Below are 26,315 nucleotides of genomic sequence, written 5' to 3'. Positions count from 1 at the left end.
TAGTAAAGTTATCTGCTTTACTATCTTTTTTTATGAAATTTTATGGGCATAAATAGTGTTTAAATCAATATATCTGACTAAAAAGGAAATACCGTCCAATTATTTCGTACCATAAAAAAGATGGGAAATGAATATTCTAATAGAAAGTAAAGTCGCTCTTTTTTATTTCTTTACTCGATCCGATATGCGAATCGAATTTTCATTTTAAACTCTATGAAAATATTCCTATTTAAATTTTACACATATTGACAAAAAAGAGGATATTCTGCATAAGTGTAGTATTAATTTATGTAAGGAAAAGGAAGTATGCAATATTTCGAATTGAACACTCATGTTAAATTGGGGAAATGGGAAGTTAAAAGGAGAAAATTTGGATGGAATTATCGAGAAAAAAACCGAAAAAAAAGATAACTTATAAAATAGTATTAAGTATCATTGGAACAATCTGCTTAATTATTTTTGGAATTGTAGGATATAAAACTTATATAACTTATTCTGCAATAAATAAGATGACAAAGGGAGTTAAAATTGTATCAACTATACGCCCTCCAAAAGAAAAAGTTGATATCAAACAGGACCCTGTTTCTATACTTTTCTTAGGATTAGAAGATTATGCTACAAAAGGAGTCAATGGAAGAACTGATTCAATGATCCTTGCAACATATAATCCAAAGGATCAAACTCTGAAAACATTAAGTATTCCCAGGGATAGTTATGTAGATATTGTAGATTTTAATGTTACCTCAAAAATTAACGGTGCTTATGCAAGAGGGGGAATAAAAACTACAATAAAGACGGTTGAAAAGTTTTTGAATGTTCCAATTGATTATTATGTCACTGTAAATTTTTCAGGTTTTAAAAACATTGTTGATGCTGTAGGTGGGATTAAAGTAAATGTTCCATTTGATTTCTGGGAAAATACAGATACAAAACCTAGAAGGAAGGTATACTTCTATAAAGGTGAACAACACTTAGATGGTTTGCATGCCTTAGCATATAGCAGAATGCGAAAACGTGATTATAACAATGGTGATTTTGGACGTCAAGAGCGACAAAGACAAGTTTTATCTGCAATTATAAAAGAATTAAAAACTCCGATGTCAATCTTGAATATTGACACATACTCAAAAGAGTTTAGTAAAAATATTACAACAAATATAGGAATGGGAGATGCCTTTTCTCTTTTTAAAAGTTTACCAAATGATATTCCATCTCATACTGAGTCATTAGCTTATACAGGTAAAGGTGGTATGGTAAATGGAATTTGGTATTATGTTCCGGATAAAACAAGTGTTCAAGACATCTCAAAAAAAATGAGGGAGCATCTTGGGTTAACAGATAATAGTTTAGTGAAAAGAAACTAAATAACTACCATATCAGTTTTAAGTTAATACTTTGTAATTTCTTTAAAAAGATACATTATCTATCAGTGTTTTAAAAATGTAGTGTATCTTAACAAACTCATAATCTATTAGGAAAGAGGTAATGAAATGAATAAGAATTTTTTTGTACAAAATCGAAATAATTTATATGGAAAATTAGATGATCAGTCACTATTTGTTATGTTTGCAGGTAAAGCGCCACAAAAATCAGCTGATTATACATACAAGTTTGTTCCAAATCGTAATTTTTATTATTTAACAGGTATTGAAGAGCCAAATATTATTTTTCTTGCATATAAAAATGGAGATAATTTAGAAGAATATCTATTTATCGAAAAATCGGATCCAATTTTAGAAAAATGGATAGGGAAATCTATTTCTAAAGAAGAGGCTGAAGAAGTGTCTGGAGTTAATAACATTCAGTTTATTGATCAGTTTGAATCATTATTATCAAGAATTCTTTTCTCAGTCGAGACTTCTACTTTATATTTAGATCTTGAGCGAAGAGAACTTGAAACGGTAACTACTAAAGCACAACAATTTGTTGGTAATATTAAAGCGAATTACCCACATTTACAATTAAAAAATGCTTATCCTGCAATTTGTGAGTTACGAGTTTATAAAAAGCCTGAAGAAATTGAAAAAATGCAAAAAGCAATTGAAATTACTCATAAAGGAATAATGAATCTATTAAAAAATGCTAAAGCAGACATGAAAGAATACCAGCTTGAAGCATATTTTGATTTTACATTAAAGTCTGAAGGTGCAAAAGATCATGCATTTAATACGATTGTTGCAAGTGGAAAAAATGGTACAGTTCTTCATTATGAAAATAATGATGCAACGATTGAAGATGGTAGCCTTGTGCTTCTTGATTTAGGCGCACAATTTGAAAATTATAATGCTGATATAAGTTTTACATTCCCTATAAACGGTAAATTTTCAGAAAAACAAAAAACGTATTACAACATTGTTTTAAGAGCATTAAAAGAGACAACACAGCTAATCAAACCAGGCATTCCTTTTTCTAAACTAAATGAACATACTAAGAATATACTAGCTGAAGAATGCATGAAAGTTGGATTGATTAAAGAAAAAAGTGAAATTAGTCAATACTACTATCACAGTGTAAGCCACTTTCTTGGTTTAGATACTCATGATGTTGGAAATTATAAGAACTTAATCTTAAAACCAGGAATGGTAATAACAGTTGAACCAGGGTTATATATTGAAGAAGAAGGCATTGGCATTCGAATTGAAGATGATGTTTTAGTAACAGAAGAAGGCCATGAAGTTCTTTCAAGTGATATTATCCGTACAGTAGAAGAAATTGAAGCGTATATGAATAATTAATAAATTACCCTCTTCCTAGAGCCATAGGGGGAGGGTTTTTGTAATTAGATTATATAGCTTTCCTTTTGTATGACTAACAGATCAACATGGAGTAGTTTATGACATCATAGTAAAAATGAATTTATATAATAAAGAAGAATCGCGTAAATAGATATTTTAAAAATAGAATGATAAAAGGAGAGTGTCTAATTGGTCTCTAATATATTTAAAATAATGTCGATCATAAGTGCTGTTACATTATTCATATATAATTTATACAGTTGGAATGACCAGACTCATCATATTACATTAATTTCTCAGCTCCTATTAATGAGTACTTTCTTTTTTGGGGGACTAGAATATGTGGTAAGTAAAAAGAAGTCAAGTAAGATTAATGGAATAGTTTTCCTTGGAATTGCTATCATAATTGGTTCAGATAGAGGAATTAGATGTTCTATTATTCAACTTCTTGCTGAACTAACGCGCAGTTAATGCAATTAGTGTTGTGTTTACAAGCGAGGAGAAGTTTTTTAGGAGGATTATGTAACTAATGCTTGAAATGCAATGTTATTATTAAGTAGGGAGGTCATTGATGAAAAATTCTATTATTGGATTAGTCGCTTCCGTCGGATGCATTATTTTATGTTCTGTTTTTCTGTATTGGAATCCTTATTCAAGTACACCACCGAATAGTGGAACGATTAAAGTCTTTTATACAATGTTGATTCTTCCAGCTTTTGTAGGCATTGTAGCTTCGTTTTTGAAAAATCGAATCTTAATGTGTATTGTGTTTGTCTGGTCGTTGCCTTATGGTCTTTATCTATCTGTTGTGTCAATACCGAGTATTTGGAACCTCTTTGGTGCAGTTCTTATTGTTTATCTCGTTTCTGCGGTACAGATGAAGAAAACTGCGGGTACTTAGACCAATTTAAACTAAGCTTACGGGAAACGATAGTTAAATTAATCGTCTTTTCAAAGGACGGTTTTCTTTTGGGGTAAAAACAACATTGAGATTTAACATAGCCTTATATTTAATAAACAAAGAGCGGTTTCTCCTATGACAAAGGAAGAATTCGCTTTTTTAGTTAGAGTAAACATTGATAATATATTTGATTATTTCAGTATACTTACGAGTTAAGTTTTTTGCTGATGAATTTTAGTTAAAAAAAGATGATTATAATACTACTAAATAGTACAATAAAATACAGTACTGACCATCGTTTTTATAAAGAATGGGAAAATAGTACGAGAATTTGGCCTCTGTTTAAGTTTAATGTTAATAATTATTACAAATGATATTAGAGAAAAATTTATTCGGAGAAGTGAAAGGAAATAAAAGTTACGTGATAAAGTTCATTTTTATTTTATTTTTTTGTTTGTTATTGCTATTTCTTCTTTATTCAATCATCCCAACTCTGCTAATTCGTATTGGAGGAATTGGGATTACTAAAAAAATGAAGAGGAAAAATGGAATCGCATTAACTTTTGATGATGGTCCCAACCCTAAATACACTTTAGAACTTCTTGATCTATTAAAACAATATGGAATTCAGGCTACTTTTTTTGTAGTAGGAAGAAAAGTTGTTCAAAATCCTGAAATTATAAAAAGAATGCATCAAGATGGACATACTATTGGTATCCATCATTTTAACCACATTTCAAGTTGGATTCTCTCACCTTTTCATTTAAGAAAGCAACTAAAAATGACCGAAAAGGTTATAATTGATTGTACGAATGAAAGAGTATCTTTCTATCGTCCTCCTTGGGGACATTTTAATATTTTCACCCCAATGCTAAGTAAACGTTTTAATATTATTATGTGGTCGCATATATTCGGGGATTGGAAAGTTGAAAACTGTAAACATACATTACTCGATCAATTACGTACAGCAACGACGCCAGGTTCAATCTTATTGCTCCACGACTGTGGTGAAACAATGGGTGCTGATGAAAATGCTCCTGAATATATGATAAAGAACTTGGAAATATTTCTTGATGAATGCAAAAAACAAGGAACCACTTTTATTACTTTAAAAGATATATAATTAATTACGAGGTCATTATGAATGTAGAAACGATATCACATTACATAAACGTATATGGATATATTATTATTTTTATTTTTTTATTTTTTGGGATAGTGGGAATTCCCGCTCCTGAAGAATCACTTTTATTTTTCTTGGGTATTTTAATTTTACATAACCAGCTTTCGTTAATACTGACTCTTATATTTTCTATACTTGGAGCTTTTATTGGTATGCTGACTGCATATGCTTTTGGAAAGATTCTTGGAAACTCATTTATCAGTAAGTACGGAAAATATATAGGCATAACGAATCAACGTTTGGAGAAAGTAAAAGATCGATATTCAAACAATGTTCATAAATCAATTATTTTAGGATTTTATATGCCAGGTATAAGGCAAATCAATCCTTATTTTGCTGGAATCACGAAAATCCCTTTTTTGAAATTTGTTATATTATCTTTAATTGGAGCAATTATATGGACCGTTCCATTTATATTAGGAGGTTATTATTCTGGAAAGGTTTTTAATATAAATCCAAAATATGTACCTTATTTAGGAGTATTATTTCTATTTATATTTTTGATAAGTGTTCTAATAAATTATCTCAAAAAGAATTCAACCCGAATTAGACAATAAAACGTCTTTTCGGGTTTATTTTTTTATGGTTCAGTGATATATTTTAGAAGAAAGTCCACGACATTCCTTATAAAAAATCTAAGAACACTATAAATCATCCTTATTTCTATTCAATTTAATCATTAAAATCCATAAATTTTCTAATTCTTGTTCCGAACCTAAATAAACCCTAAAATTTTTATTAAAAATCATTTAAAAAGACTCTATTCATGAAAAAAAGTGATACATTGTTGTAAGAGAGGAACGCCCTCAAGATAATAAATAATAGTTATGATTGAAAAGGAGCTGATATATATGAACAAAATTCTGTTTTTCCCTCTTTTTCGAATGCAGTCTGGACATCATCAAGTTGCAGATACTTTAATTGACATGTTAAATAAACAAACGAATGATATTGAATTGAAAAAAATTGATTTATTAAGTTATACAAATGTATCGTTAGAGAAAATGATTACAAGCAGCTATTTAAATTGGATCCGTTTTGCTCCAGAAACATATAATTTTGTTTATAAAAACTTTTTTTATGATTCTTCAAAGGAAAATGCATTTAAATGGTATCAACGAATATTCCAGAAGAAAATGGAACAATTACTTGCGATCGAAAAGCCAGATTTAATTATCTGTACTCATGGTTTCCCATCAAATATTCTTAGCCAATTAAAGAGAAAAGGGAAATGTAATATACCTGTAATTAATGTTTACACAGACTATTTCATTAATAATGTGTGGGGATTAGATGGAATTGATCTTCATTTTCTACCTAGCCAAGAAGTAAAAGAATCATTAATTGGTAAAAGTAAAATTTCGAAACAGAATATGTTTGTGACAGGTATACCAGTTCATGGTGAGATTACAGATAACTCAAGAATACGAAAAAATTGTGTTCGACCAAAAATATTAGTATCCGGTGGAAACAGTGGTTTAGGCAGAATTCAAAAATTATCGGACGAGCTAAAGAAATCAACTCATCTGGATTTCTTAGTACTTTGTGGGAAGAATAAAAAACTTTATAATGAAATCATTTCTTGGAATGTTGATCATGTTACACCAATCCCTTATTTATCATCAAGGTCTGAAATGAATGCGATCTATGAAGAGGTGGACGCAATTATTACAAAGCCAGGTGGAGTAACAATAAGTGAAGCACTACACAAAAGTCTTCCTATTTTTGTTCATTCAGCGCTTCCAGGCCAAGAAGAAATTAACCTTAAATATTTAAAAAACAAAGGGCTTATTTTCAATCTTGATATTAAAAAATCTATTGAACAACAATTAATTAGTGTTTTAAACGATAAAGTGCAAATCGATCGATGGAAAAAGTCTCTGATCTCTTATAAAAAAGGACTTGAATTACAAAATCCTGAGAAAATGGTCGAAGTTATTATGTCGTTGCTAAGCTACAAGCTAAATTTAAGCAGTCGAGCATAACTTAAGTCGTAAAATTTTTAATCGTTCTCAAAACAAGAGTAATACTACTTTTACTTGTAGTATTACTCTTGTTTTTGCTTTAAAAATATTTTTTTATCAAAATTCCACAATTTTATTTATAGTTCTACTATACTTCCGTAAATAAAAAAATAGATTTTCCTCACTATTTTTTTCAAAAATAAATGCTTCACTTAAAAATGCCACTTTATTGGACTAACGCACGTTCACCACAGTGAATGGAAGGTTAAATCGTTCTTCCATAATAGGTAAATAAGATAGCAAAAAGGCTGTCAAAAATTAGACAGCCTTTTAAAAATCAAAAAATCAGCAATTTATTTAGAGCCAAATTTAAAGATAGAAGTTGATTCGGGCGGAAGAAGCGAGACTCCTGTGGGAATAGAGAAAAGTCTGAGACCCCGCAGGCTTACCGAGGAATCTCAGCTCTCTCCCTACGGAAAGGAGAATCCTGGAGTTGTAATCAACAAAACACATTCTAAAATAGCAACAATGTTTACGAGAACTGCCTTAAAAAGAATTTCGTTCGTGAAATAGAAAAAATAAATAATTGTCTCAAAGAGAGAATATTCTTATAGAAATGTTGTTTTTTCATGAAAAGTGGGGGACACAAGTGGAGGATATATATCAAATTCTAGATATGATTTCATGTTCAAATAATCATCCCATGGTTCTAGCGACAATTATTAAGGTAGAAGGATCCTCTTATAAGAAGGAAGGATCTACTATGCTGCTCATAGAAAACCAATGTAGAGTTGGAATGCTTTCAGTTGGTTGTTTAGAAGAAGATCTTGAAATAAGGGCTAAGCAGGTTTGGTTATCGGAAGAACCGAGTACCGTTCGATATGATCTAAGTAGTGAAGATGATTTATCTTGGGGCCAAGGAGCTGGCTGTAATGGTGTTATAACAATATTATTAGAGCCTGTTAAAGAAGTTTTATTAAAAAAATTGTTTACATTAAAGGAATGCCTAGATTCCCAAAAAACTGTTACTAGAATCATCCAATTTACAGAGTCCTTAGAGATGAAGGCAGATTTATATGTTGTAGAAGATGGATCATCATTTGGTTATGGTGATGTTGATCACATTTTCATGGAAAGTCTTTTAAAAAAGAAAAATCCTTATGATATGGAACGTGGACTTAAAACATTAGGAGGAAGTTATGATTTATTATTTATTAATCAAATTATCCCTAAACCTCGACTTTATCTCATTGGTGGTGGAGAGGATGCTAGACCTCTAGTATCATTGGCTGCTCGAGTTGGGTTTCATATTAGTATAATCGATTGGCGTACTGCCATTTGTAATGAAGTATATTTCCCAAATGCAGATGAGTTTATTATAGGTAAACCTGAAGAAGTTATCAAAAGACTATCCTTTACCCCTAGAGATTTTGTTGTGATTATGACACATCAATTTCAAAAAGATCAGTATTTTTTATCTTATTTACTAGAACATAATTTATATTATTTAGGTATTTTAGGACCTAGAAAGCGCACGGAGCGACTACTTAGAGGTTGTGAGTTACCGGAAACAATTCATTCTCCTATTGGGCTTGCAATTGGGGCAAAAGGTGCAGAGGAAATTGCAATTAGTATTGTAGGAGAGATGATTGATAAAATGAGAAACCATAAAAAATATAGTCAATGAGATCAATTGGGATTTATCTTGCAGCTGGGGAAAGTAAACGAATGGGTAATGATAAGCGTTTTTTATTATTAAATGAACAACCTCTAGGTAGTATTGTTTTTAAAAATGCGCTTTTATCTAAAATTGACCATCTTGTTGTTGTTACTAGAATAAGCGATTCACTTGAATGGCTTCCTTCGTTTGTATTTTCGGCTCCTTATTCATGTAAATGGAGTCAAATTGAATGTGCAGAAGCTAGTAAGGGCCAGGGCCACTCACTAAAATCAGGCGTGAAAAAAGCAATTGAGATCGGAGCCGATGCTGTCATTATTCTCCTAGCAGATCAGCCCTTTGTAACAACAGAAGTTATAAATACCTTACTAAATTCTTATCAAAATGAGCCAAACTATTTCTTTTTTGCTGCCGCAAATGACATTCTTCCAATGCCTCCAATTTTATTTTCCAAGATTTGTTTTCCTTATTTACTTCAATTAAATGGTGATCAAGGATTACGTACGGTAATTCGTGAGAAACTTTTCAACAGTGGTAAAATGATTGCTTTTCAAGATGAAATGCTTTTTTTCGATATAGATACTGTCGAGGATTATGAAATACTACAAAACCACGAACACGAAAGAGGTGAGTGAGTTGGATTATATCGGAAAGAGTGTTATTCGAAAGGAATCATATGATAAAGTGACCGGCAAAGCAAAATATACTCATGATTTTATCGAAGCAGGGACGCTACAAGCTAAAATGTTGATCAGTCCTTATGCACATGCCAATATCGTTTCGATAGATTTTTCTGAAGCATGGAAGATTTCAGGGGTAAGAGCGATATTAGGTGATGAACCCTTTCCATTAGTTGGTGAGGAAATTAAGGACCGTTCACCAATTGCTTATAAAAGAGTTAGATATTTTGGTGAGCCTGTAGCAGTTGTAGTTGCGGATACTCTACTTAATGCAAAAAAAGCGATAGATGCTATTAAAGTTACATATGAACTTCTTCCAGTTGTACTCTCTCCCAGGGAAGCATTTCAAAACAATTCCACTCTCGTTCATGAGAATTTAGCAAGCTATGAAAAACCGGAACACGTATTTCCAGTACCCAATACAAATATTGCACATTTAAATAAAATTAGAAAAGGAAATATTCAAAAAGGTTTCGCCGAGAGTGATGTAGTTGCTGAATTTACAATAGCATTTAATCCCTCGGACCACGCAGCAATGGAAACTCGCTGTTCGATCGCTGAAATTCGTCCAGACGGAACAATTATTTTTACAACTTCCTCACAAGCACCTTTTGCAATAAAAAATTTAATGAAATGGTATTTTGGAATTGAGCCTGGTAAAGTCATCGTCAATACCCCACTTGTAGGAGGGGGATATGGCGGAAAGGCTACCGTCCAATTAGAGATAATCGCATACTTAGCATCAAAGGCAGTTGGTGGTGAACGGGTTAAACTATTTAATACGCGGGAAGAAGATATGGTAACCTCTTCTGTTCATATTGGTTTAGATGCTACTGTCAAGCTTGGCGCCACAAAGGATGGTGTCTTAAAAGCTGCTGAAATACAATTTTTATTTGATGGTGGAGCCTATTCAGATAAGTCAATAGATATTAGTCGAGCAGGTGCTGTGGATTGTACAGGACCGTACCGTATCGAACATATATGGTGTAATTCTTATTGTATGTACACAAATAAACCATTTGCTGGTGCTTATAGAGGATACAGTCATTCAGAAGTTTTATTTGCATTTGAGCGAACGATGGATGTACTTGCTGAAAAGTTATATATGGATCCGCTCGAACTTCGTTATAAAAATGCAATCCTTCCAGGTGATACAACACCGACCCAAGTTGTTCTGACTTCAAGTACAGTTGGTAATGTTCCTATATGTATTGAAAAGTTGAAAGCATTAATGAAATGGGATGAAGGACAGATCATACAAATAGATGAACGAAAAGTTAGAGTAAAAGGGGTAAGCTGTATATGGAAAAACTCAACATTTGATCCGAATGCAACATCAGGTGTGATTGTAACCTTTAATACTGATGGAAGTGTTAACCTATTATCAGGTGTTGTAGAAATTGGAACAGGTACTAAAACAGTCTTAGCTCAAATTTTTGCAGATCAAATGAAAATGGACATAGAAAAAGTTCATGTTAAAATGCTAGTTAATACACAGTCTACTCCGGAGCATTGGAAGACTGTTGGAAGCCGTGGAACGTTTATGGCTGGAAGAGCTGTCATAAATGCAGTTAATAATATAAAAAGAGAATTAAAAGAACGTGCATCCTTTATATTACGGGTTCAGGCTGAGGAACTTGAGGTGGGATATCATAAAGTATATTTACTAGAAAACCCAAATGTTAACATTGCAATTAAAGATATAGCTTATGGTTATACATTTCCTAATGGAGAAACAATTTGGGGTCAAATTATTGCTAGTGGAAATTATACACAAACCAACGTAACCTATTTAGATCCTGAAACTGGTAAAGGAAATCCAGGTCCGGAATGGGCAGTTGGTGCTCAAGGGATAGAAGTGGAATTAGATTTAATAGATTATACTTACCGAATCATCAAAGCTTACACCGTTGCAGATATAGGTAGAGTATTAAATGAAAAAGGAGCATTAGGCCAGATAATGGGAGCAATGAGTATGGGAATTGCATTTGGGGGACGAGAAACATTTGTGTTTGATGAGTATGGAAGAATCTTAAATCCACAACTAAGAACTTATCGACCTCTCCGCTTCGGGGAAGAGCCTGAATTTATCGTCGAATTTGTAGAAACACCTGATGTTTCTGCACCCTATGGGGCTAGAGCTGCTGGTGAGCATGGATTATTAGGAATGCCTGCTGCTCTAGGAAACTGCTTATCAAAGGGACTTGGTGTTCAGCTTAATTCATTACCTCTTATTCCAGAACTCTTATGGCGGGCAAAACAAGGAGTACAGAGATGATTCCTTTTAATTTCCAATATATTAAACCTAAAACTATTCAAGAGGCAATCGAACAGTACAACGTTTTTAAAAATCAAGAAAAAAAGCCTTTTTATATGTCTGGTGGAACTGAATTAATCACGCTGGGTAGGTTAAATGTTTTGTATACTAATGCCGTCATTGATTTAAAAGGAATTCCTGATTATTCTTCCATGTTCTTTCATGAACAATATCTTTACATAGGAGGCGGTACTCCTTTAACAACTATCGAGGATTCAAATGCATTTCCTCTTTTAGGTCAAACTGTTAGTGAGATTGCAGACCGAACCGCTCGAAATAAAATTACCCTTGCTGGAAATATATGTGCACAAATTTTTTACCGTGAAGCAGTGTTACCATTATTAATTTCTGATAGTTATATCGGAATTGCTGGATCAGAAGGATTGATTTATCATCCTATAAACAACATATTTAATGAGCAATTACAATTACAAGATGGACAATTCGTTTTTGCTATTTTAATAGAAAAATTATATACAACACTTCCATTTGTCACAATTAAGAAAAGAAGACAGTGGTATAATGGCTATCCACTTGTGACAGTAGCTGCAATTAAAAAAGACCAAGAAATTAGGTTGGCCATTAGTGGTCTCTGTGCTTTTCCGTTTCGATCATTAGAAATGGAGAAAGTACTGAATGATAAATCATTGTCTATAGAAGAAAGGGTGAAAGAATCTTTAGGATTCATACCTGGTCCGGTACTAGATGATGTTGAAGGATCAGCAGATTACCGCTTATTTGTATTAAAAAATACAATGATTGATATCATTTATGAGTTAGAGGGTGATCAAGGTGGACGATGATTCAACTTATAGCATTATCCTTAACATTAATAACCATAAAAGAAGCTTAACGGTTAGAGCGGCTGATATCTTATTAGGAATAATACGTGGTCGGCTAGGGCTTACTGGTTCAAAGCCAGGGTGTTTAAATGGCGATTGTGGTGCATGTACAATTTTGGTAGATGGCATCCCTATGAAATCATGTTTAATGCTAGCAATTGAAGGGGAAGGAAAAGAAATTACAACAATAGAAGGACTTAAAGATACACCCATTCAAAAGGCATTTATTGAGAAATTTGCATTTCAATGTGGATACTGTACATCAGGTTTTCTTATGAACTGTCATGCTTTAGTTAATAAAGAACCGAATGCAGATGAAAAAGTTTTAAAAGATTGGTTAGAATCTAATATTTGTAGGTGTACTGGATATAAAGAAATTAGAGAAGCAGTATTATCAGTACTAGAAGAAATGAAAAATAGGAAAGACATGACAGAATAAATGGAATAAAAAATTTTGCAATACTAGTTTAATACTTACTTTCATAATCCAATGTATTAATGCGTTTCTTTCATTTATTGAAACGCTTTTTTGCAATTGATAAACTAAGATCAAATAGTAATAACTTCACTCCATCTAGTTCATAATAAGTATATAAAATTCAAAGAAATAAAATATAATTTCAATGAAAAAGATCTTAAGAATGAAGAGAAATTGAATAAATCCTCTATATTTTTAAACCAATCCTTAATTTTTTAGACCTTACTGCATTGTCTGTTGATATCAATATTTCACAAGAATTAGAGCCTGATCGATTTCAATTAAGTTTATATAATGACACGCTCAAGTTTATTCAGGAGTTAAGAAAAAAGTAATCAAATAGACAAAAAGGATTGAACTTATTTGATTAAATGTTCAATCCTTTTTAATTTGGCTCTGTTTAAAAATCAAAATTAATGAAGATCGATAAATCCATAATTTTGGAATATTTTCATTGAACGATCTTTTTGGAGATACTCATAGAAAAGTCGGGCTTCTTTCGAATGAGTACTATTTTTTATAACACCTACAGGATAAATAATTGGGTCATGACAATTTTCATTTGCTGTTGCGATAATTTTTACTTTTGAAGATGTTAATGCATCGGTTTTGTAAACAATTCCTGCGTCAACATTTCCAGTCTCTACGTATGTAAGTACTTGTCTAACATCTTTGGCATAAACCATTTTCCCTTCAATAGAATTCCAAACCTTTATATTTTGTAATGTTTCCATCGCGTATTTACCTGCTGGTACCACTTCAGGAGTTCCAATGGAAATTTTCGTAGCTTTCGAAAGGTCTTCAAATGAATTGATCCCATTTTTCACATCCTTTGGCACAACTAAAACAAGTTCATTTCCGAGAAGATCTTTTTCATTTTTCTTTTCAAGTAGGCCATCTTTCATAAGGATATTGAATTTGTCTTCAGCAGCTGAAAAGAATAGATCTACTGGTGCGCCATTAGAAATTTGTTGTTGTAAGGCACCGGATGCACCAAAATTAAAGTTAATTTTTACATTAGGATACTTATTTTCAAAATTGGTTTTTATATTCAATAAAGCATTTTGAAGACTTGATGCAGCTGAAATGGTCAATTCTACTTTCTTTTGTTTAGCATGATCTTTACTAGTTTCAGCTGTTGTACATCCAGTCACAACGATTATTGTCGAACTTAATAAAAGAGCTGATTTTTTCATGTTTTTCCTACCTTTCATTCTATATATTTAATTATATTCTGAATAAAAGATTGAAATGACATTATACTTTCTTAGCTATTATTATCGATTTAATTCTCAACAAAATGTTGTACGGTCGGGAGAATACTTTTCCATTGCTAATTTTGACAGTTGCCTATTTTCTAACAATTCCACTTATGATAACATTATATAATCTAAGGTGAATTGATAGATTATTCAGTAAAAAGGGTGGGGTTTTTGAGAAGGAAATATATAATAATTTTAGTTTTATTCATTGTGATTGTTCTATTATTCGCATACAAAAAATACACCTATTCATTTGAATTTACCGATGGAGTATTTTTTAAAGGACCACTGAAATCTCCAACTGGAAAATATACTGCTAATGCTTACTATCATACTTATGGCGGAGCAGCAGGTGGAGTAAATGTTTGGGTGGAACTCACGTACAATAATGAGAAGAATAAAATTAAGACGGTTTATTATAGTGATGCCAAAAGTGACTTTTCTATGGAATGGAAAGGAAAAGATAGGCTATTTATAAAAAATGAAGAGCCTGACTTGCCAAGTGAAAATAGAAGCATAGAGTTAGAAATAGGAAAAGACATTTATGATGATAGCGGTGCGGCTTGCAGCAGTTGGAAAATGAAAGATGCATATGAAACTTGCTAGGAAAGAGATAAAGGGGCATTTATTTTAAAATGATATAATTGGAACCAATTTTCAGGTCACTTTGTTTTTTGATATAAATCAACATTATCGTCTTACACTTGCCAAAAATTAAAATAATTTAAATCAGTAGTAAAAAGGGCGTACCCTCATTTTATAAAGCCTTGGGAACGTCCTTTTATTTTGCATTTCGACTTAAAATTCATCTTATTTTGGGTCAATATCTAATAGGAATGTTTGGAAAGGAAGTTTTTTCTCAAGAAAGAGTGTACGGGGTAATCCCAAACTGTTTACGAATGAAATAGTCTTCTCAACTTCAATAAATCCAGTCACTTGAAATCCACCAATGACGTCAGTACCGATAGCTGGTAAAGAGGTCACCGCTGGGCCGATAATAGTTTCATTTACCACCGTAACTGTAACCGAACTTGCCATAAAATCACCCCCTAAAAAAGTTGATATAATGAATGGAACCTTTTGGAACGAGTTAATTTCTAGATGATTGTTCACTTATTATTTAAATGAAGAATTATACTGAACATGAAAAAGTGAAGTTTTGGGATACAGAAGGAAGTCCATCTACTGCTGTTGAAGTAGCAGTAATAGTTACAAGTTGTCCTGGTACTAATGGTGTTACAGTCGTAGTAAATGTACCACCAGACCCTGTCGTAACTGTAGTTGGAGAAACCGTTGCTGGACCCGTTACCGTGAATGTGATTTGAATTCCAGGTATACCTACGCCGTTCACTAGAAATGCACCGAAAAGTGTAAATGGTAAACAGTCAATTTCCGTACCTGACAGAGAAATTGAGATTGTAAAAGGACCATTTGGTAACTCAATAACTGTTGTTTGGAAGGGAAGTTTTTTCTCAAGGAATAGTGTACGGTTTAATCCTAAACTATTGATAAAAGAAAGAGTTTTCTCAACCTCAACAAATCCTGTTGCCTGAAACCCTCCTAATACGTCCGAATCAACTGCTGGCAAAGAGGTTACCGCTGGACCGATAATAGTTTCATTTATTACAGAAACTGAGACCGAATTCGCCATAAAATCACCTCCTTTTTAAAAGAATATATTAAATTGTATGTTTGCTATCATAGGGATGACATGGACAAACTCTATGAGAAAACTAACTAATTTTATAAAATACTAAAGTCAATCGAATTAAAAATAACAAATAAACCCCTTCTCAACTATGGAATGGGGTTTATTTGTTATTTTTAACAATTTGCATCATTCAGAATCGCACTTTTTTGATTTCAATTCCAATTCAGTAATTTGGAATGGGAGTATTTGATCTACCAAAAATACTCGTTTTTGACCATTCTCTTTCAACTCAACTAGCTTTGTGATATTTATAAATTCAAACAGAGCACTTCCACCGAAAGTGGATTCCGTTTCAGGTAATTCTATTGTTTTAGAAATGATTTCCTTGTTAATAGTTGTAACCTTAATTTTTGACTTTTTCTTTTTATTTTTCTTAGACAAATACATCAACCTCACTGGATAAATTTCTATTTTATGTTGGTAAAAGAAAAGGTTTTTTATCTAAAGGATGTAAAAAAGCATTTTTTAGATTCGCAGATTATCCGACTTTTTTCAATTCCAACAATTTGCTCAATAGTAATTTCAACAGTACCGTCTGAAATCATTACAGTTGGTAGTTCTTTACTCACCTTCACAAATTTTGCTACTGTACTATATGAAAAATAGAGACAAGTCGACACGGCAAACAACAGGGATCTCCACTTTTTAATAATAATTGAATAAAGATTAAAAATAACCAAAACTGATAACTTCAACAAAAATCCTGTAACATTAGAGGATTAGTATTCGACTCCATCGAATTGATAGTAAGTACTTGTTTTCATTGAAATTTGAATGTTGAGGAGTTTTTCTAGTGCAGAATATAGAGATAAGAAGACCAAAAATTGCAGATTTTGAGGATTTAAGCCAATTTTTTAGAATTGTCATTACAGATACATATATTAGAGAAGGAATAGGGCATTTACTTGATGATATCGAGAAAGAAATTGATATTAAACAAAAGTATCTGAACTTAGACATTGAAAGTAATGGAGAAAATCGATATTTTTTATTAGCAGTGATCAATAACCAGGTGATCGGTTCGATTGAATATGGTCCTGTTAGTAATCTAATTAGCGAACTTACAAATAATTCATTAAAGGAAGTAGTTGAAGTTGGAACAGTATATGTTCATCCTGACTTTCAAGACATTGGAATAGGAACGTTGCTATTAAATGTGATGTATCTTACTTTAAAGAATAAGGGGATAGAAGATTTTTGTCTTGATAGTGGTTACAAAAGGGCGCAGAAAATATGGACGAATAAGTTCGGGGAGCCTGATTATTTGATAAAAGACTATTGGAGTCAGGGATTTCATCATATGATTTGGAGAAGAAGTATAAGTGAAATGGAAATAAAGTTTAAGATATAAGGCTTTAAGTACACTATCAGATAATAGTCTGCCTAATCATAAATTAAGCATTATTTCACATAAAAGGATTGAGTAACGCATGGATGCGTCTCAATCCTTTTTTTATTACATCCATATTAACTGAAACTTGAATTTACCTTGAAAATAGTTCGTTATTGAACAGTTCAATTATGAACTATATAGAAGGGACATTAATTATGAATTATGAAAATCAAGACTTAAAACAAGCTGGAGAAGTTGTTCAATCATTTTTAGCAATTAATAAAGCATTAATTCAGTTTACACAGCAAAATGCTGCTGGCTTTGGATTAACAATGCAGCAAATGAGCATATTAAATTTGATTTACTCTAAACCAGGAATGACTTTCAAATCTATTACAGAAAAACTAATGATGCCAAAAAGTACAGTAAGCATGAGTATAGATGGATTGGTAGAATTAGGATTAATTGAAAGAAAACAATCAACAGAAGACCGACGAGAAGTAAATTTAACAATTACTTTAAAAGGAAAAGAAATTGCACAAAAATCAATTGAAAATGCTTCTTCATATAGAGCAATAGCAGCTGTGTTAGAAAATTTTTCAGTAGATGAAATTGAGTTATTAAAACGTATTCATCATAATTTACTAGTGTCTTTAGAACAAATAGCTAAAAATATATAATTTAAGATCGAACAGATTTATAAAGTAAAAAAAGCCTATTTTCTGATTTAACGCTAAGAAATTAGGCTTTTTATATTGGAAGGTACTTACTTTTCAATATTTTCTGTTCTATAGGTTGCTATTTTTCATCCTACCAGTACGAGAAAGCAACGATAAGCTCCGTTAATTGGAGTTTATTTTTTTATTAGTATAAATGATATGGAAGGGAAGAATATAGGTAATTGCTTTGAAAAGAATTACAAATACAACTTAGCAAAGTTTTAAATTGGTTAAGTTATAGTAAGAAACCTTTCAGTTCTCTGAATATACGATTAACATTTTATTAAGATTAAAAATTATTTTGAAAAAGTGGTAATATGTAGTAAGGGTAAAGTTTTCCCTTACTATTGATATTGTTTTGTGCATAGATTATGGAGGTATTTATGTCACATTTAATGAGTTTATTTGAACACCATAGTTACTTGATTTTATTTTCAGTCGTTTTACTAGAACTCTTAGCTATCCCTATATCTGCAGAAATAATTATGAGTTTTTCAGGATACTTCGTTTATATGGGGAAAATGAATTATTTTTTAGCACTCCTGACAGTTTTTGTTGCAGGAGGTATTGGTATTTCAACTACTTATTGGATTGGCCGAGCAGGGGGATATAAGCTAATCGAAAAATATGGCAAATACATCCATTTCGGACCTGAACGATATAAGAAAACAGCTGATTGGTTTGAACGATCGGGTAGTAAGATGTTGATCTTTGCTTATTTTATTACAGGTGTTAGGCATTTTACTGGATATATATCTGGTATATCCAGAATGCCATTCAAAAAATTTGTCATTTTTGCCTATACTGGTTCTTTCTTATGGGGTTTTTGTTTTATTACGTTAGGAAAATTATTAGGTCCTCACTGGAAAGATTTCCATAAACTAGCAGATAAATATATGATCTATTTTATTATTGCGATTGCGGTATTGATTGTAGGCTTTTTTGCGTATCGATTATATAAAAAACAAATTAAGGCATTTTTTATTCGATTTACAAATTGGTTAATTAATCGCCTAAAAACAATAAGAGCTACTGAAGTTTTTCTTATTTCCCTAACTATCATATTAATTGGGATGGTCATTTTAATGTTAGGACTAGCTCAAGACTATTTATATAATGAGTTTTCTCAGTTCAATACAGTTACTGAATATTTGATTGGTTCTGTTATTTATATGGATTGGATGAAGGGATTCTTATTTTTCCAATCTCCATATGCATATGTGATCATTGTTGCGATCACCATTATTTATTTATGGAGAAAGAAAAAATTTACAGTTGTAGAGCTACTTCTATTTTTAGTTCCATTAATAGGAGCGGAACCTTTTCAAGATTTGATTGTGAAATTCTTTTCTTTCATTGGATCATTTGGATTCGTAGGGAAACCTCATTCGACGAATTTTCCAGATTTAAATGCTACTACGATCATCACTATTTATGGAACATGCCTATTTTTACTTGCAAGACACTCAAAAAGGAAAGATACGCCATTTCTCACACTATTATGTATGTTGATATTATTAATTGGTTTAACGATTGCAAATATCGCTACGACCAATGTTCTTCCGAGTGATATTGCAGGTGGATATGTATATGGTGGTGTCTGGATCATCTTAAACTTCTTATTGTTTGAATTGCTACGACTTGTATTGGAAAAGTAGTGAAATACTTGTTTACATTAAAACACATGCTAATAATTAAACATAGGTTAATAAAAAATTTTAAAAGAGCGGTTAAACTTACGTTGAAGTTTAACCGCTCTTTTTTTTATCTTAAACACTTTATAAAAAAAACAACTAGCGATCGGTTAAATGTTGCTGGATTTGAAACGGACAAGAAATTAAAAAAATGTAATGAATAATTGGTGAAAAACAAATGATTCATCCATTACAATAATAAATAGATCCTCCTAATTAATTTAATGATGGGAATATTGACTTTAGCAAAAGGAGTCATTAACTAACTAAATTGAGGATATAAAAAAGGACCAAAAAAAAGTTTACAGGAGAATTATTTATCTACTATCATATAGTAGATTGAGATTGTAATATATTGGTATTTTATTTAGCTGACTTTAAGCATTAAATTAACGATGGAGGAACAGTAATGAAATTCAAGTATGTCTTAACATTTTTACTGGTTTTATGTTTAATAACACCTTCTATTGCACAAGCAAGAAGCTTTAGCGGTGGGAGTTCTCGCTCGTCTTCTTCTAGTAGGTCTAGCAGCTACAGTAAGAGTTCTAGTTCATTCAGTGGGTCGAGTAGTTCTAGTTCAAACAGTAGATCAAGTAGTGGTTCAAGTTCATGGTTCGGTGGGAGTTCTAAGAAATCGTCATCAGGAAGTTCTTCAGGTTCTTTCTCAGGCGGATCTTCTAAAAAATATAGTAGTTCTAGTTATAAGTCTAAAGGTTCTTTCTCAGGAGCGACTTCTAAAAAATCTTATATAAGTGGCAGAACATACTCGGGTCGATCATCAACAGCTCATGTTGGGGGTAAAACAGTTGTTGTAAATCACTATTATCATGCAGGTTATTCACCTTCAGGGTGGTTTGGTTACTATCATGGTTTTACCATGGGAATGTTTATGAGTAGTCTTTGGCATCCTTGGGGATATACCTACATGCCAATGGGTGCACCAGGATATGTTTCTTATGGACCTTCACCAATAGCATGGATTATGGACATTGTTGTTCTAATCATCTTATTAATTATCGTTATTGCGATTATCAAAGCAGTAAGACCTAGTAAAACATATACACGGAGGTTTTAATCATGATTTTATTATTAAATGAACAAGAAATTATAGATGGGGTTTGTGTGTTTGTAGCGAACAAATATGATGTAGAACCTCAAGATGTAAATTTACAAGAATTATCTTATAACAAATCAGTAGGGTTTACTGCAAATGCTACATTTAGAGGACACTATAATGCAGATACTTTAGATACAGAAGATATTTCAGAAGGAATCGTGTTGTTTCTTGAAGAATTTCACAGTTTTAACCCTGACGTTATGACTGTTGAGTTAAAGTTCCATAAGAATATATTCTCTGCAGAAGTAAGGGTAAATGAAGATAAAAAAACTATAATTTTATAAAGAGAAGCAGGTAAAACAGATTGAGTGTATCACTTAATCTGTTTTTATTTTGTAAAGAATATGTTTCGCGAATTGAGATTACATAATGTGTAGTAGATGCTCAAATTTTTGGCAAAGTATCAGAAGGTGATATGGTACTACATTTAAAAAATATCCAAGGGGTAAATATAACCGGAACAATTGAGAAAGTAAAGTGAGGTAGAATCTAAAACCCTCTGGTTAAATTAAATAGACATCATAAAGTCATTATCCAATCCATAAGTGTATTTTTATTAACAATCTTTAATAAATTTTTATTTAAAATGTCTAGATAAGCGTAATCATTACGGTTTAATATAACCATATTCTTATTTTTATGAGCTTTTACAGAAATATTTTTTTATACTATAAATCGTAATTGTTACGGTTTGTTGTATAAAAAATACTTTGAAAGGAAGTGTGAAAGGGACAGTCCGATACTTAACTATATGTAATGTAGTCTAAAGTGATTTTTGCAGCATTTACAATGAAAGAGGAGATAGAGTGAAATAAATCTGCGACAACAGCTAAGTTATTCAAACTATTGTTTGGCAATTAAATGATATTTAAATATAAGGTGAATCTATGAAATCTACTAAAAATATTTTCATATACTTATTCGGTTACTTAATCGGAATATTGTTTTTAAGTTTAATCATTTTTATGGGAAAATCGTTTATAAGTTTAATCATTGATTTTTTTACAAAAGGTTCTTTTGCAAGTTTTTCATCTCATATTCCAAAATCAGTAAATAATTTAATCACCATTTTTATAAGCATTTTACTTGAGGCTTTTCCTTTTGTTTTATTAGGTGTTTTTGTTTCATCTCTTATTCAAATGTATGTTTCTGAAGAAAAACTTAAGAAATTTATACCGAAGAATCCTATCCTAGCAATTATTGCTACAGCCTTTTTATGTGTTTTATTTCCTGTATGTGAATGTACTATTGTACCTGTTGTGAGAAGGTTGATAAAAAAGGGAATGCCTTTGCATTTGGGTATAGTTTTATTAGTAGGTGCCCCGATAATAAATCCAATTGTTTTCTTATCTACATACGTAGCATTTCGGATGAATGTTCAAATTGCGTATGAAAGAATGGGACTAGCTTTCATTGTCATTGTTTTTATCGGGCTATTAATCTATTTATTATTTGAAAATACAGACCAGTTAAAATGGGTGCGTGAAGATCTTGAATCAACTACTAAAGTTGGAGCATCCAATCCTAAAAAGAGTTTAAAATCAGTTCTATATCATGCAAGTGATGAGTTTTTTCAAATGGGTAAATATTTAATTTTTGGAGCATTTATTGCGAGTCTTTTTCAGACCTTTTTTAATAGAAGTTATTTAGTTGATTTAGGTTCAAATAATGTGTCTGGACCACCGGTAATGATGGGATTTGCTTATGCCTTATCTTTATGTTCGGAAGCGGATGCATTCGTAGGAGCCTCTTTTCTTCATACTTTTTCTACGGGCTCTATTTTAGCATTTCTTTTATTCGGTCCAATGGTTGATTTTAAAAATACGATCATGCTATTTGGCTATTTTAAGCCAAAGTTTGTCATAACTTTTATGTTTATTACCGCATTAGTAGTATTAGGTGTGATTGAAATTTACCAAATTATAGTTTTAGGGTGATATGTAGAAATGAAAAAAAGAAATATTAATCATTTTATGATCAGAGGGATAATATTATTAGGATTTACAATTTTATTAATCAGGTTGGTTCTTACAGGAGATTTAAAATTTTTCATTGCTCCAAAGATGGCACCATTAACTTATTTCTCGATAGTAGCATTCTTACTAATGGGAATAGGTCAATTTTGGAAAAATAAAACTACAAATGATGATAAGCATTGTGATTGTAATTGTAAATGTGGCATTGATCATGGGACTTCAAATTCTGGTAAAAAGTCAATCATTATCTATTCGCTGTTCATTATTCCCATATTGACTGGAATATTCTTTTCAAATAACACTCTTGATAGTGCAATAGCAGCGAATAGAGGTGTGGATTTAGGTAATAAAATGACCAATTTAAATACAAGTAAATCTTATAATTCTAACATAAGTCAATTCTCAAATTCTGGCCAAGAAACGTATGATGTTCTAAATAAAAATAATACTATATATAACAATCTAGTAAATAGTAAGAAAATCACAGTTAATGATGATTATTTCACTTTTACCATGAATACAATTGCACAAAGGCTAGATCTGTTTTTAAGGAAAGAAATTGAGTATGATGGATTTGTTTATAGACCAGATGGATTCCCACATAATCAGATTGTTGTAGCAAGATTTGGTATTTATTGTTGTATAGCTGACGCTAATATTGTTGGATTGTTATCTACAGGGAATGTTAGTAATTTAAAAGATAATGAATGGGTAAAAGTAGATGGTATATTAGACATGACTCATTATCAAGGAGCTGTTGTGCCTGCTTTAAGAATAAAAACTATACAAAAGATTCCAAAGCCTAGTGACCCATATGTTTATTTCAAATAAGTTGTGTTCTTCCACCTTTTCTATATAAGAATAGGTGGTTTTTTTATGGAAAAGACCTTCAAAATTTCTTTCAATATAATAAGTAAATAAAAATGTGTGGGGTGAAATGATTAACCATTATAATGAAAAGAGGGAAATTTTTACTTTTAAATAGCTATAAATAAAATTATATTTATACAATGGAGGATAACATGAAAACTTTTATTTACATTGTGAGACATTGTGAATCACCAATAACAGAAGAAAATGAAAGAACAAGAGGATTAACTGAAAAAGGTAAATTGGATGCAAATCGAATAACTGAAATATTATATGAGGAGAATATTGAGGTTATTATTTCGAGTCCATACACCCGCTCTATACTTTCTATTCAGGGCTTAGCGAATCGTTTAGGTAAAAAAGTATTAGTATTTGAAGATCTTAAAGAGAGAATTTTTTCTACCGAAGACAAGCGTTTATCAGATAAGGAATTATTCCCTTTGTTAGAAAAGTCTTTTTCTGATCCAAATTTTACTTTAACAGGAGCGGAATCTAATGCAGTTTGTCAAAATCGAGCTATAAAAGTATTGAAAGAAATTTTAACTACTTATCGAGGACAAAAAGTAGTTTTAGGTACTCATGGAGCGGTTATGACCTTGATGATGGGATATTATGATATTCAATATAACTTGGATTTTTTATTAGAAACATCAAAACCAGATATATACAGAATGGAATTCAATGGACAGGAATTAGTAGAGGTTATAAAAATGTGGAAATGATCACATTGATTCTTTTAAATACGCAATCTTAAAAAATACCTTAAAGAATAAAGGTGATGAACATGTATAACGCAATTATTTTTGATATGGACGGAACATTATTTCAAACAAATACAATTTTGGAACCATCTCTAATTGATACATTCGATAAGTTAAGGGATAAAGGAATTTGGAACGGAAGTACTCCTCTTGAGAAATATCAGCAAATAATGGGTGTCACTTTACCAGTTGTATGGGAAACACTATTGCCGGACACAACTATAGAAATACGTGAGTATGCAAACGAACTGTTTCATGAGAGATTAATTGAAAATATTAAACTAGGTAAAGGTGCTCTATATCCAAATGTTATTAAAACACTAGATACGCTTAAGGAAATTGGTATCCCGATGTATATTGCTAGTAATGGATTAATAAAGTATTTGGATGCTATTGTTTTATATTTTGGATTGAAAAAATGGATCAGTGAAACTTTTAGCATTCAACAAATTAATTCACTTGATAAATCAGATTTGGTTAAAATGATCATCGAAAAAAACGGAATTAAAATCGGTGCTGTAGTTGGTGATCGTCTATCTGATATCATGGCTGCTAAAACAAACGGATTAACTGCAATTGGATGTCACTTTGATTTTGCAAAAGAAGAAGAGTTAAAGGAAGCTGATATTGTAATTCATAATTTTGATGAATTAAGGGATTTTTGTGTACAATACAAACGTTGACTTTGTTGTATTAATGAAAACCCTAGGCTAGGACAAGAGTTCCAAAGAGCTTACAGCCTGGTATAAAAAAATTTCCCAGAGGTGCTAAAATATTTTTGGTTCGCCAACCAAAGTATCAGCATACGGAGGATTTTTTTTGTCAAAAGACAGTAAATAGTTTAACACCTATAACTTAGAATTGTAAGTATCACATTGTGTTTGCCTCAAAATACAGAAGGCAAGTCATTTATGGAAGCATTTATATTATGTTACTAAATCAAATGATGCTAAAAAACAATTCTTAGAATTTCTTAACTGAAATAAGCAGAGGAATGATATTAAAGTGAAAGGAATTAAAGAGTTCGGAAAATTAAATCTGAAAAAAAGAGACGTCCTTTTTTGGTTATTCTAAGAATAATTTTCAAGTTAGTATTGAAATGAAAGGGGGAAGGGATGCTATGAAATATGGATATCGAAAACCTTCCATAAAAAAACGAATATCTGCTCAAACTTCTTGGAAACGAGCTGTAAGAGTCAAAACCAGAGTTCCCAAAGGATATGGGGGATAACCAATCCAAAAAAAGCCATGTATAATCGTGTTTATTATCGTACAACGAAAAAAGCCTGTTATATAGCGACTACAGTTTATGGAGATGTAGATGCATGGCAAGTAGTTAAATTAAGGGAATATCGTGATAGTGTACTTCGGAAAAAATTTTTAGGTCGTTTATTCATTTATATGTACTATCTTATTTCTCCAAAACTTATATGGCTTTTCAAACATATTAAACCAGTAAATACATTCACAAAAAAGGTTTTAGACCATTTTATTAATCAACTATAAGGAGTCGTGTTTAATTAGTATAGAAAAACTTTTCTATGTAATTAGTCGATTCAAAATATCGTATTCTTAAGGAAATAAAAACTATTTAAATACTTATTTTTATAATGTAGGTGAGTTGATATATCTATGATTACAATTAAAATTCCAATTCCAAACGTAGAAATTACAAAACAGAGTATTCTTGGAGCAAAAAACAAAACCCCTATGAGTAGCAAATATGGATTTACAGAATATGAAAAAATTCCACGAGGTATTGCTGGTATTTACATGTTTTTTAATATTAATGATGAATTATTATATTGTGGTCAAACGATTAGTTTAAGAAGTCGTGTTAGAGAGCATTTTTATAGTGATAATTCTCCAATAAGAAATCATAGAGATGAAGTTTATAAAATTTCTATAGTTTATGTACCGGAAGCTTTAGATAGGGAACTTTATGAAACATACATAATCAACATTGGTAAATCAAAATATAACATAGAAAAAGTATTTTTTTGATTAATACCTCAAATACACATAACCCCATCCTAACTTTTAGGATGGGGTTAAAATAATGTTGCTTAATTTTTGATGTAGAACAAGTTTTTA

At 31.4% G+C, this 26,315-nt stretch carries 29 protein-coding genes and 1 pseudogene; 25 read left to right on the top strand and 5 right to left on the bottom strand.

The window, feature by feature from the left end; translation table 11 throughout:
* Positions 1-374 precede the first annotated feature (374 nt).
* The 12 genes from J5Y03_RS16170 (at position 375) to J5Y03_RS16115 (ending at position 12,739) form a co-directional block, all read left to right on the top strand.
* Positions 375-1,364 (top strand): LCP family protein, encoded by a 990-nt coding sequence (locus J5Y03_RS16170; RefSeq protein WP_209407035.1) that lies wholly within the window; start codon positions 375-377, stop codon positions 1,362-1,364.
* Between the two features lie 126 nt (positions 1,365-1,490).
* Positions 1,491-2,735, top strand: coding sequence for an aminopeptidase P family protein (locus tag J5Y03_RS16165; protein WP_209407034.1), 1,245 nt, complete (start codon positions 1,491-1,493; stop codon positions 2,733-2,735).
* 189 nt (positions 2,736-2,924) lie between these two features.
* Positions 2,925-3,206: a hypothetical protein gene (locus J5Y03_RS16160; protein WP_209407033.1), complete on the top strand. Its 282-nt coding sequence runs from the start codon at positions 2,925-2,927 to the stop codon at positions 3,204-3,206.
* A 97-nt stretch (positions 3,207-3,303) separates the two neighbouring features.
* On the top strand, positions 3,304-3,636 hold the full coding sequence (locus J5Y03_RS16155) for a hypothetical protein (RefSeq protein ID WP_209407032.1): 333 nt from the start codon (positions 3,304-3,306) through the stop codon (positions 3,634-3,636).
* A gap of 532 nt (positions 3,637-4,168) precedes the next feature.
* A complete protein-coding gene (locus J5Y03_RS16150; protein ID WP_245208926.1) occupies positions 4,169-4,759 on the top strand; it encodes a polysaccharide deacetylase family protein in 591 nt (196 codons plus the stop codon).
* A 17-nt stretch (positions 4,760-4,776) separates the two neighbouring features.
* Positions 4,777-5,376 (top strand): DedA family protein, encoded by a 600-nt coding sequence (locus J5Y03_RS16145; RefSeq protein ID WP_209407030.1) that lies wholly within the window; start codon positions 4,777-4,779, stop codon positions 5,374-5,376.
* A 294-nt stretch (positions 5,377-5,670) separates the two neighbouring features.
* Complete coding sequence (locus J5Y03_RS16140; protein ID WP_209407029.1) at positions 5,671-6,804, top strand: MGDG synthase family glycosyltransferase; 1,134 nt, start codon at positions 5,671-5,673, stop codon at positions 6,802-6,804.
* 628 nt (positions 6,805-7,432) lie between these two features.
* The gene (locus J5Y03_RS16135; protein WP_209407028.1) at positions 7,433-8,470 is read left to right on the top strand and encodes an XdhC family protein; all 1,038 of its coding nucleotides are present in this window, start codon (positions 7,433-7,435) and stop codon (positions 8,468-8,470) included.
* A complete protein-coding gene (locus J5Y03_RS16130) occupies positions 8,467-9,096 on the top strand; it encodes an NTP transferase domain-containing protein (RefSeq protein WP_209407027.1) in 630 nt (209 codons plus the stop codon). The genes J5Y03_RS16135 and J5Y03_RS16130 overlap by 4 nt, the downstream gene beginning before the upstream one ends.
* A 1-nt stretch (position 9,097) precedes the next feature.
* On the top strand, positions 9,098-11,419 hold the full coding sequence (locus tag J5Y03_RS16125; protein WP_209407026.1) for a xanthine dehydrogenase family protein molybdopterin-binding subunit: 2,322 nt from the start codon (positions 9,098-9,100) through the stop codon (positions 11,417-11,419).
* Entirely contained in the window at positions 11,416-12,261 is an 846-nt protein-coding gene (locus tag J5Y03_RS16120) for an FAD binding domain-containing protein (protein ID WP_209407025.1), read from the top strand. The genes J5Y03_RS16125 and J5Y03_RS16120 overlap by 4 nt, the downstream gene beginning before the upstream one ends.
* Entirely contained in the window at positions 12,251-12,739 is a 489-nt protein-coding gene (locus J5Y03_RS16115) for a (2Fe-2S)-binding protein (RefSeq protein WP_322099596.1), read from the top strand. Before J5Y03_RS16120 ends, J5Y03_RS16115 begins: the two co-directional genes overlap by 11 nt.
* A gap of 452 nt (positions 12,740-13,191) precedes the next feature.
* Here the strand turns inward: J5Y03_RS16115 and modA are convergent, their stop codons facing one another.
* Positions 13,192-13,974, bottom strand: coding sequence for a molybdate ABC transporter substrate-binding protein (gene modA / locus J5Y03_RS16110; RefSeq protein ID WP_209407024.1), 783 nt, complete (start codon positions 13,972-13,974; stop codon positions 13,192-13,194).
* A gap of 237 nt (positions 13,975-14,211) precedes the next feature.
* Between modA and J5Y03_RS16105 the strand changes: the two genes are divergently transcribed.
* Positions 14,212-14,646, top strand: coding sequence for a DUF5412 family protein (locus J5Y03_RS16105; RefSeq protein WP_209407023.1), 435 nt, complete (start codon positions 14,212-14,214; stop codon positions 14,644-14,646).
* 204 nt (positions 14,647-14,850) lie between these two features.
* On the opposite strand, the gene J5Y03_RS16100 is transcribed toward J5Y03_RS16105, so the two are convergent.
* The 4 genes from J5Y03_RS16100 to J5Y03_RS16085 all read right to left on the bottom strand — a co-directional run bounded on the left by J5Y03_RS16100 (position 14,851) and on the right by J5Y03_RS16085 (position 16,380).
* Positions 14,851-15,078 carry a hypothetical protein gene (locus J5Y03_RS16100; RefSeq protein WP_209407022.1) on the bottom strand — a complete coding sequence of 76 codons (228 nt, stop codon included), beginning with the start codon at positions 15,076-15,078 and terminating at the stop codon, positions 14,851-14,853.
* Positions 15,079-15,172: 94 nt separating this feature from the next.
* On the bottom strand, positions 15,173-15,691 hold the full coding sequence (locus tag J5Y03_RS16095) for a hypothetical protein (protein ID WP_209407021.1): 519 nt from the start codon (positions 15,689-15,691) through the stop codon (positions 15,173-15,175).
* 186 nt (positions 15,692-15,877) lie between these two features.
* The gene (locus J5Y03_RS16090) at positions 15,878-16,132 is read right to left on the bottom strand and encodes a hypothetical protein (RefSeq protein ID WP_209407020.1); all 255 of its coding nucleotides are present in this window, start codon (positions 16,130-16,132) and stop codon (positions 15,878-15,880) included.
* A 56-nt stretch (positions 16,133-16,188) separates the two neighbouring features.
* The gene (locus J5Y03_RS16085; RefSeq protein WP_209407019.1) at positions 16,189-16,380 is read right to left on the bottom strand and encodes a hypothetical protein; all 192 of its coding nucleotides are present in this window, start codon (positions 16,378-16,380) and stop codon (positions 16,189-16,191) included.
* A 164-nt stretch (positions 16,381-16,544) separates the two neighbouring features.
* Here J5Y03_RS16085 and J5Y03_RS16080 point away from each other — a divergent pair, with 164 nt between their 5' ends.
* The 12 genes and pseudogenes from J5Y03_RS16080 to J5Y03_RS16030 all read left to right on the top strand — a co-directional run bounded on the left by J5Y03_RS16080 (position 16,545) and on the right by J5Y03_RS16030 (position 26,225).
* On the top strand, positions 16,545-17,102 hold the full coding sequence (locus tag J5Y03_RS16080) for a GNAT family N-acetyltransferase (protein ID WP_209407018.1): 558 nt from the start codon (positions 16,545-16,547) through the stop codon (positions 17,100-17,102).
* A 197-nt stretch (positions 17,103-17,299) separates the two neighbouring features.
* Positions 17,300-17,764 (top strand): MarR family winged helix-turn-helix transcriptional regulator, encoded by a 465-nt coding sequence (locus J5Y03_RS16075; RefSeq protein WP_209407017.1) that lies wholly within the window; start codon positions 17,300-17,302, stop codon positions 17,762-17,764.
* A gap of 422 nt (positions 17,765-18,186) precedes the next feature.
* Complete coding sequence (locus J5Y03_RS16070) at positions 18,187-19,461, top strand: VTT domain-containing protein (protein ID WP_209407016.1); 1,275 nt, start codon at positions 18,187-18,189, stop codon at positions 19,459-19,461.
* A gap of 445 nt (positions 19,462-19,906) precedes the next feature.
* Positions 19,907-20,572 carry a hypothetical protein gene (locus tag J5Y03_RS16065; RefSeq protein WP_209407015.1) on the top strand — a complete coding sequence of 222 codons (666 nt, stop codon included), beginning with the start codon at positions 19,907-19,909 and terminating at the stop codon, positions 20,570-20,572.
* A 2-nt stretch (positions 20,573-20,574) separates the two neighbouring features.
* Complete coding sequence (locus tag J5Y03_RS16060) at positions 20,575-20,898, top strand: DUF2653 family protein (protein ID WP_209407014.1); 324 nt, start codon at positions 20,575-20,577, stop codon at positions 20,896-20,898.
* A gap of 603 nt (positions 20,899-21,501) precedes the next feature.
* The gene (locus J5Y03_RS16055; RefSeq protein ID WP_209407013.1) at positions 21,502-22,551 is read left to right on the top strand and encodes a permease; all 1,050 of its coding nucleotides are present in this window, start codon (positions 21,502-21,504) and stop codon (positions 22,549-22,551) included.
* Between the two features lie 9 nt (positions 22,552-22,560).
* Positions 22,561-23,421 carry a TIGR03943 family putative permease subunit gene (locus tag J5Y03_RS16050; RefSeq protein WP_209407012.1) on the top strand — a complete coding sequence of 287 codons (861 nt, stop codon included), beginning with the start codon at positions 22,561-22,563 and terminating at the stop codon, positions 23,419-23,421.
* A gap of 191 nt (positions 23,422-23,612) precedes the next feature.
* Positions 23,613-24,182 carry a histidine phosphatase family protein gene (locus tag J5Y03_RS16045; RefSeq protein ID WP_209407011.1) on the top strand — a complete coding sequence of 190 codons (570 nt, stop codon included), beginning with the start codon at positions 23,613-23,615 and terminating at the stop codon, positions 24,180-24,182.
* Between the two features lie 62 nt (positions 24,183-24,244).
* Positions 24,245-24,904 carry an HAD family hydrolase gene (locus J5Y03_RS16040; protein WP_209407010.1) on the top strand — a complete coding sequence of 220 codons (660 nt, stop codon included), beginning with the start codon at positions 24,245-24,247 and terminating at the stop codon, positions 24,902-24,904.
* Between the two features lie 185 nt (positions 24,905-25,089).
* Positions 25,090-25,188: pseudogene (locus J5Y03_RS20220) on the top strand (hypothetical protein); the annotation flags it as partial.
* A 281-nt stretch (positions 25,189-25,469) separates the two neighbouring features.
* Positions 25,470-25,727 (top strand): CFI-box-CTERM domain-containing protein, encoded by a 258-nt coding sequence (locus J5Y03_RS20215; protein ID WP_407648454.1) that lies wholly within the window; start codon positions 25,470-25,472, stop codon positions 25,725-25,727.
* A 126-nt stretch (positions 25,728-25,853) separates the two neighbouring features.
* Positions 25,854-26,225: a nucleotide excision repair endonuclease gene (locus tag J5Y03_RS16030; protein ID WP_209407009.1), complete on the top strand. Its 372-nt coding sequence runs from the start codon at positions 25,854-25,856 to the stop codon at positions 26,223-26,225.
* The last annotated feature ends 90 nt before the right edge of the window (positions 26,226-26,315 follow it).

Origin of the sequence: Gottfriedia endophytica (genome assembly GCF_017814275.1) — a bacterium.
Lineage (GTDB): Bacteria > Bacillota > Bacilli > Bacillales > Bacillaceae_G > Gottfriedia > Gottfriedia endophytica.
The sequence above is the reverse complement of the archived record's forward strand: the minus strand, read 5'-3'. Positions and strand labels throughout refer to the sequence as shown.

Coding starts and splice junctions, on each gene's coding strand:
- J5Y03_RS16055 (WP_209407013.1), top strand. CDS start 21,502: ATGAAATCTACTAAAAATATTTTCATATACTTATTCGGTTACTTAATC.
- J5Y03_RS20215 (WP_407648454.1), top strand. CDS start 25,470: ATGTATAATCGTGTTTATTATCGTACAACGAAAAAAGCCTGTTATATA.
- J5Y03_RS16045 (WP_209407011.1), top strand. CDS start 23,613: ATGAAAACTTTTATTTACATTGTGAGACATTGTGAATCACCAATAACA.
- J5Y03_RS16070 (WP_209407016.1), top strand. CDS start 18,187: ATGTCACATTTAATGAGTTTATTTGAACACCATAGTTACTTGATTTTA.
- J5Y03_RS16075 (WP_209407017.1), top strand. CDS start 17,300: ATGAATTATGAAAATCAAGACTTAAAACAAGCTGGAGAAGTTGTTCAA.
- J5Y03_RS16150 (WP_245208926.1), top strand. CDS start 4,169: ATGAAGAGGAAAAATGGAATCGCATTAACTTTTGATGATGGTCCCAAC.
- J5Y03_RS16170 (WP_209407035.1), top strand. CDS start 375: ATGGAATTATCGAGAAAAAAACCGAAAAAAAAGATAACTTATAAAATA.
- J5Y03_RS16060 (WP_209407014.1), top strand. CDS start 20,575: ATGATTTTATTATTAAATGAACAAGAAATTATAGATGGGGTTTGTGTG.
- J5Y03_RS16140 (WP_209407029.1), top strand. CDS start 5,671: ATGAACAAAATTCTGTTTTTCCCTCTTTTTCGAATGCAGTCTGGACAT.
- J5Y03_RS16030 (WP_209407009.1), top strand. CDS start 25,854: ATGATTACAATTAAAATTCCAATTCCAAACGTAGAAATTACAAAACAG.
- J5Y03_RS16040 (WP_209407010.1), top strand. CDS start 24,245: ATGTATAACGCAATTATTTTTGATATGGACGGAACATTATTTCAAACA.
- J5Y03_RS16130 (WP_209407027.1), top strand. CDS start 8,467: ATGAGATCAATTGGGATTTATCTTGCAGCTGGGGAAAGTAAACGAATG.
- J5Y03_RS16050 (WP_209407012.1), top strand. CDS start 22,561: ATGAAAAAAAGAAATATTAATCATTTTATGATCAGAGGGATAATATTA.
- J5Y03_RS16120 (WP_209407025.1), top strand. CDS start 11,416: ATGATTCCTTTTAATTTCCAATATATTAAACCTAAAACTATTCAAGAG.
- J5Y03_RS16095 (WP_209407021.1), bottom strand. CDS start 15,691: ATGGCGAATTCGGTCTCAGTTTCTGTAATAAATGAAACTATTATCGGT.
- J5Y03_RS16165 (WP_209407034.1), top strand. CDS start 1,491: ATGAATAAGAATTTTTTTGTACAAAATCGAAATAATTTATATGGAAAA.
- J5Y03_RS16145 (WP_209407030.1), top strand. CDS start 4,777: ATGAATGTAGAAACGATATCACATTACATAAACGTATATGGATATATT.
- J5Y03_RS16100 (WP_209407022.1), bottom strand. CDS start 15,078: ATGGCAAGTTCGGTTACAGTTACGGTGGTAAATGAAACTATTATCGGC.
- modA (WP_209407024.1), bottom strand. CDS start 13,974: ATGAAAAAATCAGCTCTTTTATTAAGTTCGACAATAATCGTTGTGACT.
- J5Y03_RS16065 (WP_209407015.1), top strand. CDS start 19,907: ATGAAATTCAAGTATGTCTTAACATTTTTACTGGTTTTATGTTTAATA.